Origin of the sequence: Bacillus sp. T33-2 (genome assembly GCF_002860205.1) — a bacterium.
In the GTDB taxonomy this organism is placed as follows: domain Bacteria; phylum Bacillota; class Bacilli; order Bacillales; family Cytobacillaceae; genus T33-2.
In genome coordinates this window covers 19,852-37,286 of the sequence record NZ_PGVB01000022.1, presented here as the reverse complement: position 1 = coordinate 37,286, position 17,435 = coordinate 19,852, and the positions used below count along the sequence as shown (strand labels likewise).

At 42.1% G+C, this 17,435-nt stretch carries 19 protein-coding genes and 1 riboswitch; of the genes, 13 read left to right on the top strand and 6 right to left on the bottom strand.

The features are described from left to right. The first annotated feature begins 181 nt into the window (after positions 1-181). The 3 genes from CVD19_RS15440 (at position 182) to CVD19_RS15430 (ending at position 2,923) form a co-directional block, all read left to right on the top strand. On the top strand, positions 182-1,258 hold the full coding sequence (locus CVD19_RS15440; protein WP_101582973.1) for an alpha/beta fold hydrolase: 1,077 nt from the start codon (positions 182-184) through the stop codon (positions 1,256-1,258). A gap of 341 nt (positions 1,259-1,599) precedes the next feature. Further along, complete coding sequence (locus CVD19_RS15435) at positions 1,600-2,235, top strand: NUDIX hydrolase (RefSeq protein WP_101582971.1); 636 nt, start codon at positions 1,600-1,602, stop codon at positions 2,233-2,235. Positions 2,236-2,296: 61 nt separating this feature from the next. After that, positions 2,297-2,923, top strand: a complete 627-nt coding sequence (locus tag CVD19_RS15430; RefSeq protein ID WP_101582969.1) for an FMN-binding negative transcriptional regulator — start codon at positions 2,297-2,299, stop codon at positions 2,921-2,923. Positions 2,924-3,332: 409 nt separating this feature from the next. On the opposite strand, the gene CVD19_RS15425 is transcribed toward CVD19_RS15430, so the two are convergent. Further along, positions 3,333-4,211: a DMT family transporter gene (locus CVD19_RS15425; protein WP_101582967.1), complete on the bottom strand. Its 879-nt coding sequence runs from the start codon at positions 4,209-4,211 to the stop codon at positions 3,333-3,335. Between the two features lie 161 nt (positions 4,212-4,372). Between CVD19_RS15425 and CVD19_RS15420 the strand changes: the two genes are divergently transcribed. The 5 genes from CVD19_RS15420 to CVD19_RS15400 all read left to right on the top strand — a co-directional run bounded on the left by CVD19_RS15420 (position 4,373) and on the right by CVD19_RS15400 (position 7,341). Then, on the top strand, positions 4,373-5,107 hold the full coding sequence (locus tag CVD19_RS15420) for an MOSC domain-containing protein (RefSeq protein ID WP_101582965.1): 735 nt from the start codon (positions 4,373-4,375) through the stop codon (positions 5,105-5,107). Between the two features lie 89 nt (positions 5,108-5,196). After that, complete coding sequence (locus CVD19_RS15415; protein WP_101582962.1) at positions 5,197-5,607, top strand: GNAT family acetyltransferase; 411 nt, start codon at positions 5,197-5,199, stop codon at positions 5,605-5,607. A 37-nt stretch (positions 5,608-5,644) separates the two neighbouring features. Continuing rightward, positions 5,645-6,100, top strand: coding sequence for a DUF523 domain-containing protein (locus CVD19_RS15410; protein ID WP_101582960.1), 456 nt, complete (start codon positions 5,645-5,647; stop codon positions 6,098-6,100). Between the two features lie 168 nt (positions 6,101-6,268). Further along, a complete protein-coding gene (locus CVD19_RS15405) occupies positions 6,269-6,814 on the top strand; it encodes a short-chain dehydrogenase (protein WP_101582958.1) in 546 nt (181 codons plus the stop codon). 119 nt (positions 6,815-6,933) lie between these two features. Beyond that, positions 6,934-7,341 carry a GNAT family N-acetyltransferase gene (locus CVD19_RS15400; RefSeq protein ID WP_101582956.1) on the top strand — a complete coding sequence of 136 codons (408 nt, stop codon included), beginning with the start codon at positions 6,934-6,936 and terminating at the stop codon, positions 7,339-7,341. A gap of 59 nt (positions 7,342-7,400) precedes the next feature. Here CVD19_RS15400 and CVD19_RS15395 read toward each other — a convergent pair whose 3' ends face one another. Continuing rightward, positions 7,401-7,835, bottom strand: coding sequence for a GNAT family N-acetyltransferase (locus CVD19_RS15395; protein ID WP_101582954.1), 435 nt, complete (start codon positions 7,833-7,835; stop codon positions 7,401-7,403). Between the two features lie 111 nt (positions 7,836-7,946). Between CVD19_RS15395 and pdxR the strand changes: the two genes are divergently transcribed. Next, on the top strand, positions 7,947-9,350 hold the full coding sequence (pdxR, locus tag CVD19_RS15390; protein WP_101582951.1) for a MocR-like pyridoxine biosynthesis transcription factor PdxR: 1,404 nt from the start codon (positions 7,947-7,949) through the stop codon (positions 9,348-9,350). Between the two features lie 111 nt (positions 9,351-9,461). Continuing rightward, positions 9,462-9,632 (top strand): hypothetical protein, encoded by a 171-nt coding sequence (locus CVD19_RS24850; RefSeq protein WP_180953651.1) that lies wholly within the window; start codon positions 9,462-9,464, stop codon positions 9,630-9,632. A 512-nt stretch (positions 9,633-10,144) separates the two neighbouring features. Here the strand turns inward: CVD19_RS24850 and CVD19_RS15385 are convergent. The 4 genes from CVD19_RS15385 to CVD19_RS15370 all read right to left on the bottom strand — a co-directional run bounded on the left by CVD19_RS15385 (position 10,145) and on the right by CVD19_RS15370 (position 14,591). Beyond that, positions 10,145-11,353 carry an MFS transporter gene (locus tag CVD19_RS15385; RefSeq protein ID WP_101582949.1) on the bottom strand — a complete coding sequence of 403 codons (1,209 nt, stop codon included), beginning with the start codon at positions 11,351-11,353 and terminating at the stop codon, positions 10,145-10,147. 336 nt (positions 11,354-11,689) lie between these two features. Further along, positions 11,690-13,051 (bottom strand): PFL family protein, encoded by a 1,362-nt coding sequence (locus CVD19_RS15380; RefSeq protein WP_101582947.1) that lies wholly within the window; start codon positions 13,049-13,051, stop codon positions 11,690-11,692. 19 nt (positions 13,052-13,070) lie between these two features. Continuing rightward, a complete protein-coding gene (locus CVD19_RS15375; RefSeq protein WP_101582945.1) occupies positions 13,071-13,346 on the bottom strand; it encodes an ACT domain-containing protein in 276 nt (91 codons plus the stop codon). Between the two features lie 86 nt (positions 13,347-13,432). Beyond that, positions 13,433-13,511, bottom strand: a riboswitch (glycine riboswitch). Positions 13,512-13,799: 288 nt separating this feature from the next. Further along, positions 13,800-14,591 carry a DUF4878 domain-containing protein gene (locus CVD19_RS15370; RefSeq protein WP_101582942.1) on the bottom strand — a complete coding sequence of 264 codons (792 nt, stop codon included), beginning with the start codon at positions 14,589-14,591 and terminating at the stop codon, positions 13,800-13,802. A 203-nt stretch (positions 14,592-14,794) separates the two neighbouring features. Between CVD19_RS15370 and CVD19_RS15365 the strand changes: the two genes are divergently transcribed. From CVD19_RS15365 to CVD19_RS15355, 3 genes are all read left to right on the top strand, one after another. Next, positions 14,795-16,036, top strand: a complete 1,242-nt coding sequence (locus CVD19_RS15365; RefSeq protein ID WP_101582940.1) for a winged helix-turn-helix domain-containing protein — start codon at positions 14,795-14,797, stop codon at positions 16,034-16,036. Positions 16,037-16,145: 109 nt separating this feature from the next. Continuing rightward, positions 16,146-16,346, top strand: a complete 201-nt coding sequence (locus CVD19_RS15360) for a cold-shock protein (protein ID WP_101582938.1) — start codon at positions 16,146-16,148, stop codon at positions 16,344-16,346. A gap of 506 nt (positions 16,347-16,852) precedes the next feature. After that, positions 16,853-17,359, top strand: a complete 507-nt coding sequence (locus tag CVD19_RS15355) for a GNAT family N-acetyltransferase (RefSeq protein WP_101582936.1) — start codon at positions 16,853-16,855, stop codon at positions 17,357-17,359. Positions 17,360-17,435 lie beyond the last annotated feature (76 nt).

Genomic DNA, 17,435 nt, shown 5'->3' with positions numbered 1-17,435 from the left:
GGCTTATTTATTTGCCTAACGTCTGCTAAAGCATAGGTCAGCCGCTCCATATGAATGGGGGCTGTTGCGCAGCTGATTTGTTTAAGGTTATTATCTGTCTGGTTTTAAAATTGCCTACTTTAAAACTCTCATATTATAATAATTATGAATATTATAAAAATTTACGGAGGGTGGTTTGTTTATGTTTGAAAATACATATTACACCCAAGAGAATCATGGACCATACAAAATTTACAACCTGGGCGATTTTGAATTAGAAGAAGGCGGCAGCATCCCCAACTGTAAATTGGCATATGCAACATTCGGAGAGTTGAACGAAGCGAAAGACAATGTCATTATTATTCCCACATGGTTTTCGGGAACAAACAAAGATATGGAAGCGTATATTGGAACTGATCGAGCCCTGAACCCAAACGAATATTTTATTATCATCATTAATCAAATCGGAAATGGACTGTCCAGTTCTCCGCATAACAGCCCAGCTCCTGTCAATATGGCTAATTTTCCGAATGTCAGAATTGGAGATGATGTACGAGCTCAGTACCAGTTAATAACCGAAAAATGGGGCATCAAAGAAATTGCTCTTGTTGTTGGTGGTTCAATGGGAGCGCAGCAAACTTACGAATGGGCGGTGAGATATCCTGATATGGTTAAGCGGGCTGCTCCTATTGCCGGGACTGCTAAAAACACACCACATGACTTTTTATTTACAACCACTTTAATGGAAGCGATTACATCTGATCCAGGCTGGAATGGTGGAAACTACCAATCTTGCACAGAAGTGGCCGATGGATTGAAAAGGCATGCGAACATTTGGGCGATCATGGGATTGAGCACGGAATTTTATAAACAGGAAAAATGGACATTATTTGGTGTTCATACATTAGACGATTTTATTTCTGGCTTTCTTCAACCATTGTTTGGAATGATGGATCCTAATGCCTTGCTTTCAATGGCTTGGAAATGGCAACGAGGAGATGTTAGTAGACTGACAAATGGAAATCTCCAGGAAGCACTCGGCAGAATAAAAGCCAAAGTGTTCGTTATGCCAATTGACGAAGATATATTTTTCCCGCCAAGGGACTGCATAGAAGAACAAAAAATGATTCCAAATAGTGAACTAAGAATGATCAATAGCATTGCTGGACACTTCGGTTTATTCGGTGTTGAGGGAAAGGATTATCATGATCAAATTGATAAGCATCTTAACGAGCTATTAGCCATAAACGTTGCAAAAACCGTAACCAAACTTACCTGAACCTAAGGCACAAGGGATTTCCTGATAAAACTTGCCAAAGTCGGCAAGTTTTATTTTTTCTCGATCGGTTAGATTATCATGCATTTTACAAGAACGATTGACCAGGGTAGCCGACAGAATTCCCTGCAACTAATGAGCAACAGGGTGAATTTACATCTTTTCGTGCCAGTTACTTCCATTTCCAGTGATTAAAGGGATGTCATTCTTATTTTTATGAAGTTTTCAAGGTATGACAAAACTAGACAATCTTTACGACAAGTTTTTTGCAAGACTCAAGTTATGATAGTATATATTTATAAAACACACTGGAAAAGTTTTCGTATAGAAAAGGGGCAAAATCCATGCGCGAACAGGGAAACGGACAGGTTAAATGGCTGGAATGGGCGAAACAAATACAGGCCATATCCCAGGCTGGCTTGACTTATTCCAAGGATATATATGATATTGAACGATTCCAGCAATTAAGAGAACTCAGTGTCGAGATATTGGCTGAATATACCGATTTAAAGGTTGAAACGATAACAAAACTGTTCGCAAATGAAACCGGGTACCAAACACCTAAAGTGGATGTCAGGGCGGTTGTTTTTAATCAGGACAGGATTTTGCTGGTCCAGGAACAGCTGGATGGCAAATGGTCATTGCCCGGAGGCTGGGCGGACATTGGGCTTACTCCATCTGAAGTTGCCGTAAAGGAGGTAAAAGAGGAGGCCGGTTTTGAGGTGGTTCCCTTGAGGCTGCTGGCTGTGTTAGATAAAAAATGCCATCCCCACCCGCCATCACCGTATCATGTATATAAAATGTTTATCCAATGCGGGATAGTCGGAGGAAAAGCCGAGACGGGGATTGAGACCAAGCAAGTGAATTTTTTCCCTCAAAACAATCTTCCTGTGCTTTCGGTTGAAAGGAATACAGAATCACAAATTCATATGGCTTTTGAATTCCTGGAAAATCCACAGAAAAATGTGATTGTTGATTAAACAGTTAATTCATAATGGCTTGTTTCAATAGCAATTGGTTAATCGTAATGGGGGAATGGCTATGTACATACCAAAGTCTTTTGAGGTTACCGATAAAGAAAAAATTTTTGATTTTGTCAGGCGAAACAGTTTTGCGATTTTATTTTCCCAATTAGAGGGTCATCCCTTTGCGACACATTTGCCATTACTTGTGGATGAAAGCAGAGGAGAAAACGGGATCTTGCTTGGACATATGGCAAAAGCAAATCCACATTGGAAAAACCTCAATGGCCAGGAGGTTCTGGCAGTTTTCCAAGGCCCTCATGCATACATATCACCAACCTGGTATAAAGAGTCGAATACTGTCCCCACCTGGAATTATGTCGCAGTACATATATATGGGGATTTTAAGTTAATAGAAAATAAACAGGAAATGATTGAGATTATCGATAAAACCGGCGATTACTACGAATCTTCCATGCCCAACCCGTGGAAAGCCGACTTTGATGATCGATTTACAGACGGGTTGATGAATGGCATCGCCTGCTTTGAAATTGACATCATGAGGTTCGAGGGGAAATGGAAGCTAAACCAGAACCATTCAGCAGAGCGGCAGCAAAATGCGGTAATCGGGCTGCGAACACAGACGGACGAAAATTCGGTTGAAATCGCCAATCTGATGGCAGAGAATCTTTCCTTTAAAAAGTAATGTTTCTTTATAAAGATAAATCGTGCTAAGAAGGGCTTCTCATTTGATTAATGGAGAATTTGTGGATGAATACTATATGACGAAATTTTTTATGAGTGGGAAAAGGGAATTTACATGCAAGAGTGAAAAGGAGCTGTAATATGGAGTCTTACAATATGGAAAAGCACAGAAACTTAATCGAAAATATACGTTTATTTGGTTCGATTACACTTGGTGGCCTGACGGTTATTTCAGGTAATATATTGGTAGGTTTATCATTGCACTCATACTTGGTTTAATAGACCTTATGTATATTTGGCCAAAATTAAAACCGAAAGTATAATTGTAAATTTAAATCACTCAACCTTTAGCCATAGAGAAAGCCGTTTTTTCCATCAGCATAGGAAAATAGGCTTTGTCATTCGATGTCTCAATGGCTGGTCAATTCGTTTTTCTCCCTCAACAACACAACCATGACCGCGCCACCCAATACAATCAGGCCACCAGCCATTTGCAGAAAGGTCATTTTTTCATTGAACAGCAGTGTGGAAAACAGGATTGTGACTACTGGCTCAATCATGCTCAAAATGGATGCTCGCGAAGGGCCGACCAGTTTCATTCCTGAAAAGAACGTGAGCATCGCTATAACACTCGAAAATAGGGAAATGCCTGCGACCCCGAGCCAGCCGGGCGGTTCAAACTTAAAATCGAGCCCACCTGTGTATAGACCGCCGAAGAAAAAAGACACGGAAGCGAACAAGGCAATAAAAGCACTTGTAGCGACTGGTGGAACCTGCACGGTGATTCGGTTCCCATAAACAATGTAAATGGAATAAACAATAGCAGCCCCCATAGCCAACAGGATACCAATTACGTTCATACTTTGTCCTGGAGAACCTAGTACAAAAATCATGCCTATCAGGGAAATAAAGATAGAAAGCAATAATTTGTTGGAAATCCTTTCTTTATTTACAAAGAAGGAAAGAATCGTGACAAATACCGGATACAGATATAATAGCAACGCTGCCAAAGAAGCAGGGATATATTGAATTGCCGAAAAGTAAAAAAAGGATTGGAATGTGTAAAGAACACCCCCCATAAAAATCAGCGACAGCAGCTGCTTTCTCGTAATCTTCCAGTGCTTTTTCTTTAAAAATATATATGAAAAGAAAAATACTGCTGCGAATGCAAAACGCAAGAACAGGAGGGTTGTCGAATCGACCCCATGTTCATATGAATAGAGCGCGAAAATGGGCAACAGCCCAAAGCCTGTTGCCGACAAAAAAATTAAAAAATAACCAAGCGCCATGCTTGATCCCCCTGTTCTTACATAAATGGCCGTGCTGCCACACTCTAATTGAATTATAGTACAGGTTTCATCATATATAAATGTGTTATTGTATAATTATTTGTAAAAGTAAAAATTCACAGATTAGCAGAAGCGAAACATTATTTAATGGAGTTGATCGAATGGCCAGACAGTTGATTGGTGAAATACAAAATATTATCCGATACCCAGTTAAATCTTTTCAGGGTGAAAAAGTTCAGCAAAGCACAATTGAGGCCTATGGACTATACGGTGACAGGAGCCACGTGTTCATTGATGAAACAAAGCCTAGAAAATATGTAATGGCGACCCATTTCCCTGAATTATTGAAATATGAGGCGCAATTTGAGGGACAAGAAAGCAGTGAGAAATATCCTCAGGTAAGAATCACAACTCCGCAAGGGAAACAATTTTATTGGGATGACGAGCCATTTCATAAAGAGATCCAACAAATTGCGGGAGATGTATATCCAGTAAAATATACGCCGAAACATGTGCCAATTGGTGCAATCGAAGAAGAGCATATCCTGATTGTTACGGATTCATCTCTCACTAAAATGGAACAAATGTGGGGAAAGCAGCTTGATTTTCTCAGATTCAGGCCAAACCTGGTGATTGCGATGGGTGAAGGTGCCCCCTTCGCTGAAGAATTTTGGTTTGGAAAACGAATGATAATCGGCGATATAGAGTTAGAGATAAAAAGACATTGCGAACGGTGCATGATCATCAATATTGACCCCGTAAGCCATGAAAAAGACAATACCCTGCTAAAAACCGTTGTGCGCGAAAGAGATAATCATTTTGGAGTTTATGCGTCCGTCATAAAAACTGGGCAAGTGAAGGTTGGCGACAATGTATTTCTAGAAGATGGCAACTAGGGATTAGACTGTCGCATTAATCCAACGCGGCAATGCCAGGGCATGCCTTATACATATTTCAAAGAAAATTAGAATGATTGGTGATCATCATGCAAATCAGGGAGTTTACTATTGTCGACTATGATGCTGTCATCCATTTATGGGAAAAGGCCGGGATACAATTATCCAAGTCTGACTCGCTGGACAAGCTGCAACACAAACTTCAACGGGATGCTGAACTTTTTATTGTCGCTGAAGAAAGCAATCAGATTATCGGCGTAGTGATGGGCAGCTATGACGGCAGGCGGGGATGGGTCCATCACTTGGCGGTCGATCCTGATTTTCAGGGCAGGAAAATTGGGTCGATGCTGCTTGAAAATTTTGAATCAAGATTAAGAGCAATAGGTTGTGAGAAAGTAAATCTCCTGATAGAGATGGATAATTCAAACATCCAGAAGTTTTACGAAACACTCGGCTACAACAGGGACGAGTTGATTTTTATGGAGAAATGGATTGTTTGATAAGCCTTTTTCGATACACACAAGGAGGTGAACCAATATGATTCTTGTCAGTTCCTGCCTTGCAGGAATGCGTTGCCGTTATAACGCGACCGCGTGCCTCGAGAAAAAAATAGAGGAATTAGTTGATCAGGATAAAGCCGTGATGTTATGCCCGGAGATGTTAGGCGGGTTTACAACTCCGAGGGAGCCTGCAGAGATCATTGGCGGTACCGGATCAGAAGTTTTGGAAGGAACAGCGAGAGTGGTCGAAAAGTCGGGCAAAGATGTAACAGACCTTTACATAAAAGGTGCCTATCAAACATTAGAAATAGCAAAAAAGATGAAGGCATCCGCAATCATACTAAAAGAATTCAGCCCTTCCTGCGGAACGAAAATGATCTATGATGGCAGCTTTGGGAACAAGAAAGTTGCAGGAGAAGGGGTGACAGCCGCATTGCTCAAACGAGAAGGGTTTAATGTGATGTCTGAGAAAGACTCAGTAAAATTTGATTAGCATTGTGCCATAACTGGGAAAAGCCGATGCCCACTGATGCTCGGCTTTTTCCTAATTATCTATTTTTAAAGTCAAGCCCTCCCGAACGATATATCTCTTATGTTGATCAATAATAAGAATTGAGGCTAGTATAATAAACTCCAATATAAGTTTTTGAGGTGAGTGCATATGAACCATGCTTTAGTTATCGGGGGAACCGGAATGTTGACTAATGTATCATTATGGTTAGCCTCCAAAAAATATCATATATCAGTGGTCGGCCGCAATCCCGGAAAAATGGACCGTATGATAAGCAGGGCAATAGACCAGTCACTAATAACGCCTTTATTGGTAGATTATCGTGATGATAATCAGTTGAGCGAAAAACTGCGATTCGCCATCCAAAACAATGGCCAGCCAGATTTAGTCGTTGCCTGGATTCATTCCAATGCCGAATATGCCCTGCATACGGTTATACAAGCAATCTCCAACCAAAATTTCAAATTAATCCACGTGTTAGGCAGCAGTGCAAACTTGAAAGAAATGAAAACCAAAATAAATATACCTGATGGCTGTCAATACCACCAGGTACAGTTGGGGTTTAACATTGAGGAAAACGGCCTCTCAAGGTGGCTGACACATGAGGAAATAGCAAATGGCGTCATTGATTCTATAAAAAGCGACAAACAATTAAATATTGTTGGCACAGTTGACCCATGGAAAAAACGGCCTTGATAAAAAGTTATTCCAACAGAATTTTAATCAGCAATATATGGGTAAGGTATTCACATTGATGTATAATTATTATAAATTATAAATAATTATACATAGATAACATGGTGAGGGAGATAATTATGGAGATTGAGTTTAGCGAAGTATATCCAATAAAAGACGATTTTATCAAATTGCATCGGACAACAGGCTGGAATGCAAAAGGCCTCTATACCAATGATGAGCTATATCGGGCCATTTGCAGCAGCTGGTACAGTGTGTCGGTTTATCATGACGGGAATCTGATAGGGTTCGGCCGGGTGATATCTGACGGGATTTACCAGACACTCATATGTGATGTAATGGTACATCCTGACTACCAGAATCAAGGAATTGGCACCAAAATTGTTCAAAATATAATTGATAAGTGCAGCGAAAAAGGAATCAAATGGGTACAGTTATTTTGCGCAAAAGGAAAGCAATGTTTTTACAGCAAACTAGGCTTCATGGAACGAGAACCTGACGCGCCGGGCATGTCTTTATTTTTGTAATTGTAAGGCTGCCATGGGGACAAAGACCTCCAGATGGAAGGTCTTTTCCTTCTTTAGCATCAGTTTAAAACCTTTTTATAAACAAAGCTTGTTTTTTCATAGTGCATCTTATCTTCATAAAAACGGTGGGCGTCTACACGCTGCAATCCTGATGATAGTGACACAAGTGTGTAGCCATTGTCTTTTGCCCAGTTTTGTACATAGGTGAGCAGCGCTGCACCGTATCCTTTCGAACGTGCCCCTGCAACCGTAACTAAATCACAGACCCAGATATAACTTCCGTGGTATAAGGTGATCATAGGCATAAAGCCTGTTACAGCGACAATTTTTCCTTGCTCGTACAAAGCAGCCATCTTATATCCTTCTTTCTCTGTGGCCTCTTTGACTAACTCCAGGTAACTTTGTTCATTGAGATGGGTACGCAGCTGCCTCATCACCGGGAATGCTTCCCGCAACTCTGTTTCGCTTTTCAATTCCGTAATTTTAATCGTCATTTTGCATCCTCCTTGATTTCTTATAACCTTTATTTAATCACAAACTGGTATAATCGAAAGTGCCAGATTTGATAAAGTTAATGGTGCCAGAGAGAACAGGGGGAGCTTATCTTGATTGAACTAACACCAGTTTTTGAAAATAAAAGCAATGAACCATTGTATATTCAGCTATCAAACTACATAAAACAAGAAATATTCACGGGAAGGATAAGGCAAAGTGAAAAATTGCCTTCGAAACGTAAATTATCTAATCATCTTGGGGTGAGCCTGAATACGATCCAGGCTGCCTATGACCAGTTATGTGCAGAAGGATATGCAGAAAGCAAAGCGCGCCAGGGTCTATTTGTCACCAGGCTGGAGGATGACATGTTTTCCGGACTAAAATATCCGCAGAACATGGATACATACCAGGGCGAACAAAAAGCAAACTTCGATATTGACTTTAATTCAGGGAAGGTCGATTTAGCAAACTTCCCATACTCTGCCTGGAGAAAATTAACCATTCAGTCCCTATATGAAGATGAGGGAGATTTTTTCTATAACGGGGATGCACAAGGGGAGTTATCGCTTCGGAACGAAATTTCAAAATATCTGTTTGCATCGAGGGGAGTCAAGTGTTCTCCCGGGCAAATCGTGATTGGCGCCGGCACCCAGGTACTGTTTGGATTGCTTTGCATGGTGATTGGCAAAGAAAATACATACGCACTCGAGAGTCCTGGTTTCCACCGGACGAGGATTGTCCTCCAGGATCAGGGAGTCAGTACGGTGCCAATCCCGCTTGATACAGACGGGATTGATGTCCACCAATTAAAAAGCAGCGGCGCCAATGTTGTATACGTTACGCCCTCCCACCAATTCCCTCTTGGAATGGTGATGCCAATCTCCCGCAGGATACAACTGTTGAAATGGGCCGAGGAAAAGGACGGCTACATCATTGAGGATGATTACGATGGTGAATACCGATATAAAGGAAAACCGATCCCATCCTTACAGGGCCTTGATTCACAAGGAAGGGTTGTGTACTTAGGGACTTTCTCGAAATCTTTGATTCCATCCATCCGGATCAGTTACCTCGTTTTGCCGCCGTCTCTGTTGGAGATATACAAAGGCCGCTTCATGGTTTATAAGCAGACGGCCTCGCGCCTCCACCAGGTTACGCTGTTCCATTTCATGCACGGAGGCCATTGGCATAGTCACCTAAATAAAATGAGGACACTTTACCGCAAAAAGCAGGCAGCATTAACGCACGCTATAAAGCAGTACATGGGCGGCCGGGTTGAGGTGATTGGTGAAAAATCCGGGCTGCATATCGTCTTGAAAGTAAAAATCCGAATGAAGGAGGAAGAATTAATTAATGCTGCATTAAAGAGGGGAGTTCGAGTTTATCCCTTATCGATTTATTACGACGGCAGCCAGGATTACCAGGAACCGCGAGTGCTGCTTGGCTTCGGTGGTCTATCGGAAGCGGAGATGGAGAAGGGGATTCGGTTATTAAAAGAAGCTTGGGATATTTGAAGTGGAGCACCCAGTGTTTAAGAATAGTCAGTATTAGTTTCCTGGCGCCCTATTTCATCAGTGCAAATAATTTTCAACCAATTTGAAGAAACTGAAGGTGGAGGTGAAATAGTGACAAAGGATGATACGTATCCCTATATACCAAGTCCCTTTTTAGCTGATCTTGATGTATTGAAGAGGGACCCACAAACTCAGAAAGATTCAAATTCTAAAAGAAAAGAAACGACTGAACAGACTTTGGTTAAGAATAAGGATGGAAACAAGCTACACACCGCAAGATAACAAGCCGAATTTTCCAGAATAACAAAAAGCTGGCCCTGCTATATAGCACGGCCACCTTAAATTTTTAGAAGGCTGGCAGACCATTATGGCCCACAGTGAATCTTCCTCACTTGGACGCTTCTTAAAATCGATCAAAACCAGTTATAAAAAAGAATGAGGATTATGGCCCCTTAGTGGTTGGTTTATCTTCCAAAGAACAAGACAAAAAATATAGGACCAAAAAGCAAATATAATGAACGATTTGCCTGTTTTATTGTGCAGTAATAACAAACCTTCCCGAAGTTACCCCAAGTTCGGACTCTATTGAGCCTGCAATCATCAAACCTGTCTCAAGTAACCCCAAGTTACTCTATTCAGCCTACAATCATCAAACCTGTCTCAAGTCACCCCAAGTTCGGATTCGATAATGCTAGTTTTCACCGTACCTGTCCCAATACATTTAGGACTTGGTACGCCTTGCATTCGCCAATCCCTGTCCGAATAGGCCTCACGGCGGACTCGAGAGCTTAATATTAATTCCCCGCCAGCTGTGGATGCCGGTGCATGGACATGAATAAAATAATGCCGCTCACAAGCAGAAGGGCGCTTGTCGCAAAAAATACTGAACCAAAGCCGAACCAGCCGGATAAAAAACCGCCCAGAACGGGTCCAATTATATTCCCGAGAAACCGCAGGCTGGTATTGTAGCCCAGAACCTCACCCTGCATGGCCACTGGTGCTTCATGCCTGATATAGGCGATCCGAACAGGGATGATCCCGCCGAGCGTCATACCGAGGGCGAAGCGGATGATTACAAGCTGCCACACATTTGTCACAAAAGCTCCCGGTAAATATACGATTGCTGAGATTATTAATAGGACGACAAGAATTTTAATGTAGCCTGCTCTGTCGGCTATTTCACCCCATTTCCTGGCCATAAGCAAATTCCCCAGGCCGGCTGCAGAAAACGCAATTCCCGAGTAAAATGCAATATTGTCCATTCCGTGGAGTTCACCTACGTACAATGACAGAATGGGCTGTATGCTGAAATGTGCGACCTGAACAAGCATTGAAATCATCAGCACATTCATCAGCACAGGGTTTCTCAGCATGTGGAGCAGCACTTCTTTCCGTGTGTAGGCGATCTTCGCTCCTTGCTTTATGTCAATTCGGTATTCTTTTACGAATAACACCAGTATGCCCGAGAGGATAATGAGTACAGACGTGGATTGGAAAGTAGCAGCATATCCAAAAGCATCCGCAAGGGCACCGCCAAGCAGCGGCCCAAACAGTGAACCTGTAATAGTCCCGGTCTGTAGAGTACCAAGAATCCTACCTGCACATTCTTTTGGTGTCTGGGTTGAGATCATGGCCTGCGACACTGGGATAAAGCCCGAAAAAAAACCCATGAACATGCGCAACAGAAACAGTTCCCATACCGTGCTCGCATATCCAAGCAGGAACATTGACAGTCCCATGCCAAACGCCATAAATGTAAGGATTTTCTTTCTGCCGTAACGATCTCCTAATCTACCAATGATAGGAGAAAAGATGAACGCAGTCACAAAGGTCACGCCAAACGTGATCCCTGACCAGTGCTGTACATACTCCTCAGTAAAATTCCCAAAGCTATCAATATATAACGAGATAAATGGAAGCACCATTGTCATGCTCCCGGAAACAAAAAAATTCCCGAACCACATAATTGACAAGTTTCGTTTCCCTGCATGCTGTTGGAACATAGGGTGAACACTTCTTTCGTAAATATTTCGTTTACCTAAATATTATAACATACTAACAAATGATATCCAGTAAAAGGTATTTTAGGAGGGATTATTCATTTCTGGGCTGCCATGGGGGTCAGGTAAATCGTAACTACACACTCAAGAAATAATTAGACTTACATTTAATGGAGGTGATTTAAGTGTTAGGAGAAAAGCCTTAGTGCTCTATTTGAGCATAGAAATCAGAGGTGATGAAGTTGTCTTCGTGAAAATGCGTTATACAAAACGTAAAAAAATAACTGAAATAAATCGCGGCCCTGCAAAAGAAGCAAAGCCGCTGTTCAAACATCTATGTTAATTAATCAGCGCCTGCAGCGGGGCAGGGATCCTTCCGCCGCGCTGGATGAGTTTTTCTGAACTGAACGGGTTGACGCCTATTACTGGTGCGCGTCCGAGAAGGCCTCCGAACTCGACCAGTTCTCCTTCTTGTTTTCCTGGAACGGGAATGACTCTAACCGCCGTTGTTTTTTTGTTGATCATGCCGATTGCGGCTTCGTCCGCAATGATTGCTGACAGGGTGGCAGGGGAGGCGTCCCCGGTGAGTGCAATCATGTCCAGCCCAACAGAACAGACGCAAGTCATTGCTTCGAGCTTCGATAAAGTAAGCGCACCCTCGCTGATGCCGCGTATCATTCCGTTATCCTCACTGACCGGGATAAAGGCACCGCTCAAGCCGCCGACATATGAGCTTGCCATGGCCCCGCCTTTTTTCACCGCGTCATTCATAAGGGCGAGTGCAGCGATCGTCCCATGTGTCCCGACACGTTCAAGGCCGATTTCTTCCAGGATTTCCGCAACACTGTCGTTCATGGCATTGGTCGGCGCAAGGGAAAGGTCCATGATGCCGAAAGGGACGCCGAGCCGTTTGGCGACTACACGGCCAATCAGCTCGCCGGCACGGGTAATTTTAAATGCAGTTCTCTTAATGACATCCGCCACTTCACCCAGGTCCGCATCAGGCTTTTTTTTCAAGGCGCTTAATACAACGCCGGGCCCGCTGACACCCACGTTGATCACCGCTTCTCCTTCACCGGCGCCATGGAACGCTCCTGCCATGAATGGGTTATCCTCAACTGGGTTGCAGAACACAACAAGCTTGGCACAGGCAATCCCATTCTTATCCTTAGTCCTTTCCGCGGCATCCTTGATGATATGGCCCATCATGCGGACGGCGTCCATATTGATGCCCGTCCTGGTCGTCGCAACGGAAACTGAAGCGCAAACCCGTTCCGTCACACTTAACGCTTCTGGCAGGCTGTCGAGCAGGGTTTGGTCGCCTTTTGAAAACCCTTTATGCACAAGCGCGGAAAAGCCACCGATAAAATCGACACCCAGCTCAGAGGCAGCCCGGTCAAGTGTTTTTGCCAGTTCAACAGCCTGTCCTGCTGTGGCGTTACCAAGTATTTCAGCAATTGGGGTGACAGAAATCCGCTTATTTATGATTGGAATTCCAAACTCTTTTTCGACTTCTTCGGCAGTCTGCCTTAAATCACGGGCATATGCGGTAATTTTCTCAAATACCCGGTCATTCATTTTCTGGAAATCAGCATCAGCACAGTCGCGCAGGCTGATTCCCATTGTTACGGTCCGAATATCCAGATTCTCCATTTGCACCATCCGGATCGTTTGTATCATTTCGTCCAATGCAATATTCATATGTATCTCTCCCTGGTTATTAAATCCTGTGCATTGCCTGGAAAATTTCTTGTAGCTGGACGTTGATTTTCAAACCCATTTCCTCGCCAAGGCCATCCAGCTGTTCCCTCAATCCGGTTAAGTCATCAATCCCGGAAACATCTACAATCATCATCATTGTAAAAAATTCCTGCAGGATTGTCTGGCTGATGTCGTAAATATTGATTTTGTTCTCCGCGAGTATTGTAGTTACCTTGGCAATGATGCCAACCATGTCCTTTCCAATGACACTGACAACTGCCCGTTTTTTCTCCATTAAGCTCACCCCTCGAAAATAAAAAAAGATTGGATATCATCCAATCTCAAGTGTCAAGTGTCTAGAAGAGTGTGCAGCATTGCACATGAAACTCTTCTGTCCTTTTGCCTGAGATTATGAATCCTTCGGCGCCGCATGGAATGCGGTCTCTCCAGAAGCTGCTCCTGCCATAGTTTTATCCATGACATTCATCGCCGCAATATCCAGTTATGAACCTGATAATATCAGATTACAGTCATGCCGGTCAATGAATAAAAATAAAAAATAATAACTGGATTCAAATAAAGGTGTTACTGTTACAGACATAAACTATAACCCCGGCATGCCGGGCTCAGGCGGATTCGGTTTCCTCGATCCTGACGGGAATTCGTTATCTGCCTGTAACGTAACTTTTTCAGGGCAGGAATAAAATAGAGTAGCTAAAAGACCATCTTGCAAGGAGGTGGGCCGTCTCTAATTTACTTCTATCGGGTTACTATTTGCAGGTATGACCGAGTTTGTCAGCATGCGGTCAAACACAATCTTCCATTGGCCAGTTTCGATACATACAGCACGATGTTCGGTAAAGCTTACATATGGATATTTGGTTTCAATTTGTGCTATCGCTAAAGTATCGGAAATCATGTTGATGCCAAAGACAGTAACTTCGGGAACAGGTCCTTCGCTTACTGCCTTCAGATGCATATCCAACTTTTCTGTATCGGTATCAGGCAGTGTTTTTATATACTTTTTCATTTGGACTATATCATGCGCTTTAATTCCATTTGCATAATTTTTGATGGCCTGCTCCACTGCCGCTTGATTCTGGTCCCTGTTCATTTTTGCTGCCGTTTCCACATGTCCTGACGTTGGGATCCCCTTTAATATCTTCCATTTTCCATCTTTCTTAACAACAGGTGCAGTGCCGATTGTTATCCTGTCTTTGTATGTGGCCTCAATGGATACCATGGCTGAGGTATCATTTATGATGGTAATGTCAGTAATTTTAGCACGCTGAAGTGTGTGTTCCTTGCAGAACCTTGAGTACAATTCATCCAGATTAGAAATGTTATGAAAATAGAGCGAGTGGTTCAGCATACCATCGACATCACATTTCTTTTCAGCATCAAGGAATTTAACCACACCTGCTAAGGCGTCATCTTTAGCTGCAGCATCCACACTCGATTGATTGCTTATAAGATTGAATACTAAGATAGATGCTAATGAAAGGATGGCTTTAATAAACCGGTCAAATAATTTACTCATTTGCAAAATCCCTTTCCGTGGTATAGTCCAAGGTTATCATTTGAGGAAATGTACATAATTATCCATGCATAGGCAAATAAGTCAGGTCAACAATGGTCATGTCATGATCCTAAGATAATTAATGTAAAAGATTGATTATCCGAATGAGTTCATTGACAATAAAAATATTAAGTACATAATATCGCTTTTTAGGGAGACGACTTATGGACATCCGCCAATTTGCCGTAGATAAAAGAACTGTCAGGAGATTTCTGCTGGAGACGCAGTTATTATGGAATCAGCCAGTTTATCTATCAAAACACGATACAGATATTCCATTGTCGATCATCCGGCATTTAGAGTGTATCCAATTAGATCCTGTTGCCGCAGTCGAGCGAAATCATCATCTGGTGCTGCATGCAAGGTATGGCAATTATACAACGACTCAGCTGGAAGAACTGATTTCAAACGGAATGTTGTTTGAATATATCGCGAACGCCGCGTGCATTATTCCAATGGAGGATTTTGCGATGTTCAAACCAATCCGGGATTACTTTGGGCTCAAATTAGAAAATTCGATTGAAACTCTTGAACCGGTGATAAAAGACATAATAAAAAGATTAAATACAGAAGGACCGTTGCCATCCCGCGCGTTCAAATCGGCTGCACGTGTAAAAGGGTACTGGGATAATACAGTTGCAAAGACGAAAGATACAAGCTTGGCATTGACTCTTTTATTTGACACAGGCCTGATTACGGTTGCCGGGAGGATTGGCGGTGAAAAATATTTTGCACCTGTAGGAATGCACATTCCTGCAAAATTAATCCATGATTCACAGGAAATAGATGAACAGACAGCAAAGCATTTATTGCTATATAAGTATATGCGTGCATACCGGGTATTCGATTTTGGAGATCCGCGTTTCGGTTGGTTTAAGACCACCGCTGCAGACCGTAAAACTTTCCGGGACAGCCTGCTTGAAAATCAGGAAATCATTCCGCTGCAAATTGATGGAGTGCAAACACAGTATTTTATCCTGGCCCAAGACGAGGAGCGTTTGGAAAGGATAGGCCGGGAACAGTCCAATGTTTCCAACTACCATCCTGCGAAATTTTTGCCGCCATTGGATAACCTGCTATGGAGGAGAACCCGCCTTGAGGACCTGTTCGACTTCAGTTACAAATGGGAAATATACATCCCGCAACCGAAACGGCAATATGGTTATTACGTCATGCCCATTTTATACGGAGATTCCTTAATCGGCAGGATGAATCCACAGTTATTGCGCAAGGAAAGAACATTGTTGGTTAAATACCTTCAGATTGAGGAACAGGTTAAGATTGATGCGGAACTGATTGGGCAGCTGAAGGATGGATTGAAGATATTCGCTGATTTCCATAACGCAGTGAAGATTGTTATAGAAAAAACGCAACCCGAATATCTTCTTGAACAGCTCAGGAAATAAATTTGATACTATTATTTTATTTACAGGTTTATATAAAAAATTTTTGGTAATAATAATTACGCAAGATTAAATTGTAATTTTGACATTTTCAAATGCAGGAGGCAACAAAATGGAACGTGGTAGAGTAAAATGGTTTAATGGTGAAAAAGGCTTTGGATTCATTGAGCGTGAAGATGGAGATGACGTATTTGTACATTTCTCAGCGATTCAAAGCGAAGGTTTTAAAACTTTAGATGAGGGCCAGGAAGTTACATTTGAAGTTGAACAAGGCCAGCGTGGACCGCAAGCGACAAATGTACAGAAAGTTTGACCTAAGGCTAATGAACAGACTCACGGAGTCTGTTTTTTATTTTGCAATAAAAGTTCCCTGCTCAAATGAACAGGGAGGAAAAGGTAAAATGGTTTAAACCTATTATTAGGCTAAACCTGAAATTACATACATGCACCGGGAATGCACTCTCCCTATTTTTTCATACCTATAGTTTAAGTAAAAATAACCTGAATTTAAGCCTAGTTTAAGGTAAGCAAAGTACGATAAAGATAGGATAAAAAATTACAAGGAGACATTGCCATGAAAAAAATAAAATCGGTTATTTCACTGGTTGTAGCCATGATTGGTTTTGCCGTTTGTCTGATCAAATACAAAAATAGCAGATAATTCTATATTGCCCCCTTAAAATTAGATAATATATATATTAGCTTTGTTTATAAAACAAGCATATATCTTTCGGCCAGTCTGTGAATCGATATAAAGCCACTATGGCCGGCAAAGTGAAAACAGATTGCGGTTTTATCTGATTGCAAGGGGGAATCGAAATGTACATGATTGAAACGGGCAGACTCGGATTTGTCCCTATGACAAAGGAAGCGATAGAAGCAGTATTAGCAGGTGAAAAACAATTAGAAAAATTTCTTGGGCTGAAAATGGTCGACGGATTCATTGAGCCAATACATACAGAACGTGTCTTTCCAATCCGTTTAGAAAAACTGAAAAGAAACCCGGAGTTATCTAAGTGGTATGGATTTGTCACAGAGAAAGAGACTAGTACACTGATTGGGATGATGGGTTTTAAAACAGCTCCTGACGAAAATGGGTTAGTTGAGATAGGCTACGGAATCCACAGACTGTTTCAAGGAAAAGGTTATGCAACTGAAATGGCTCTGGCGCTAAAGGAATGGGCTTTCAAGCAGCCAGATGTCAAAGGGATAACAGCAACTAACATTCTTAACAATAATATTTCCTCAATAAAGATTGTAGAAAAGCTGGGAATGACCGCTGTAAACGTAAATGAAAATACGGTGGATTATATTATTCACAAGTGAATGAAAAATAAGTCTCCGTGAGATAGGGCGGTTTTATGTCCGCCATATCCACTTGAGACCAATAAAGAAGCGCCAG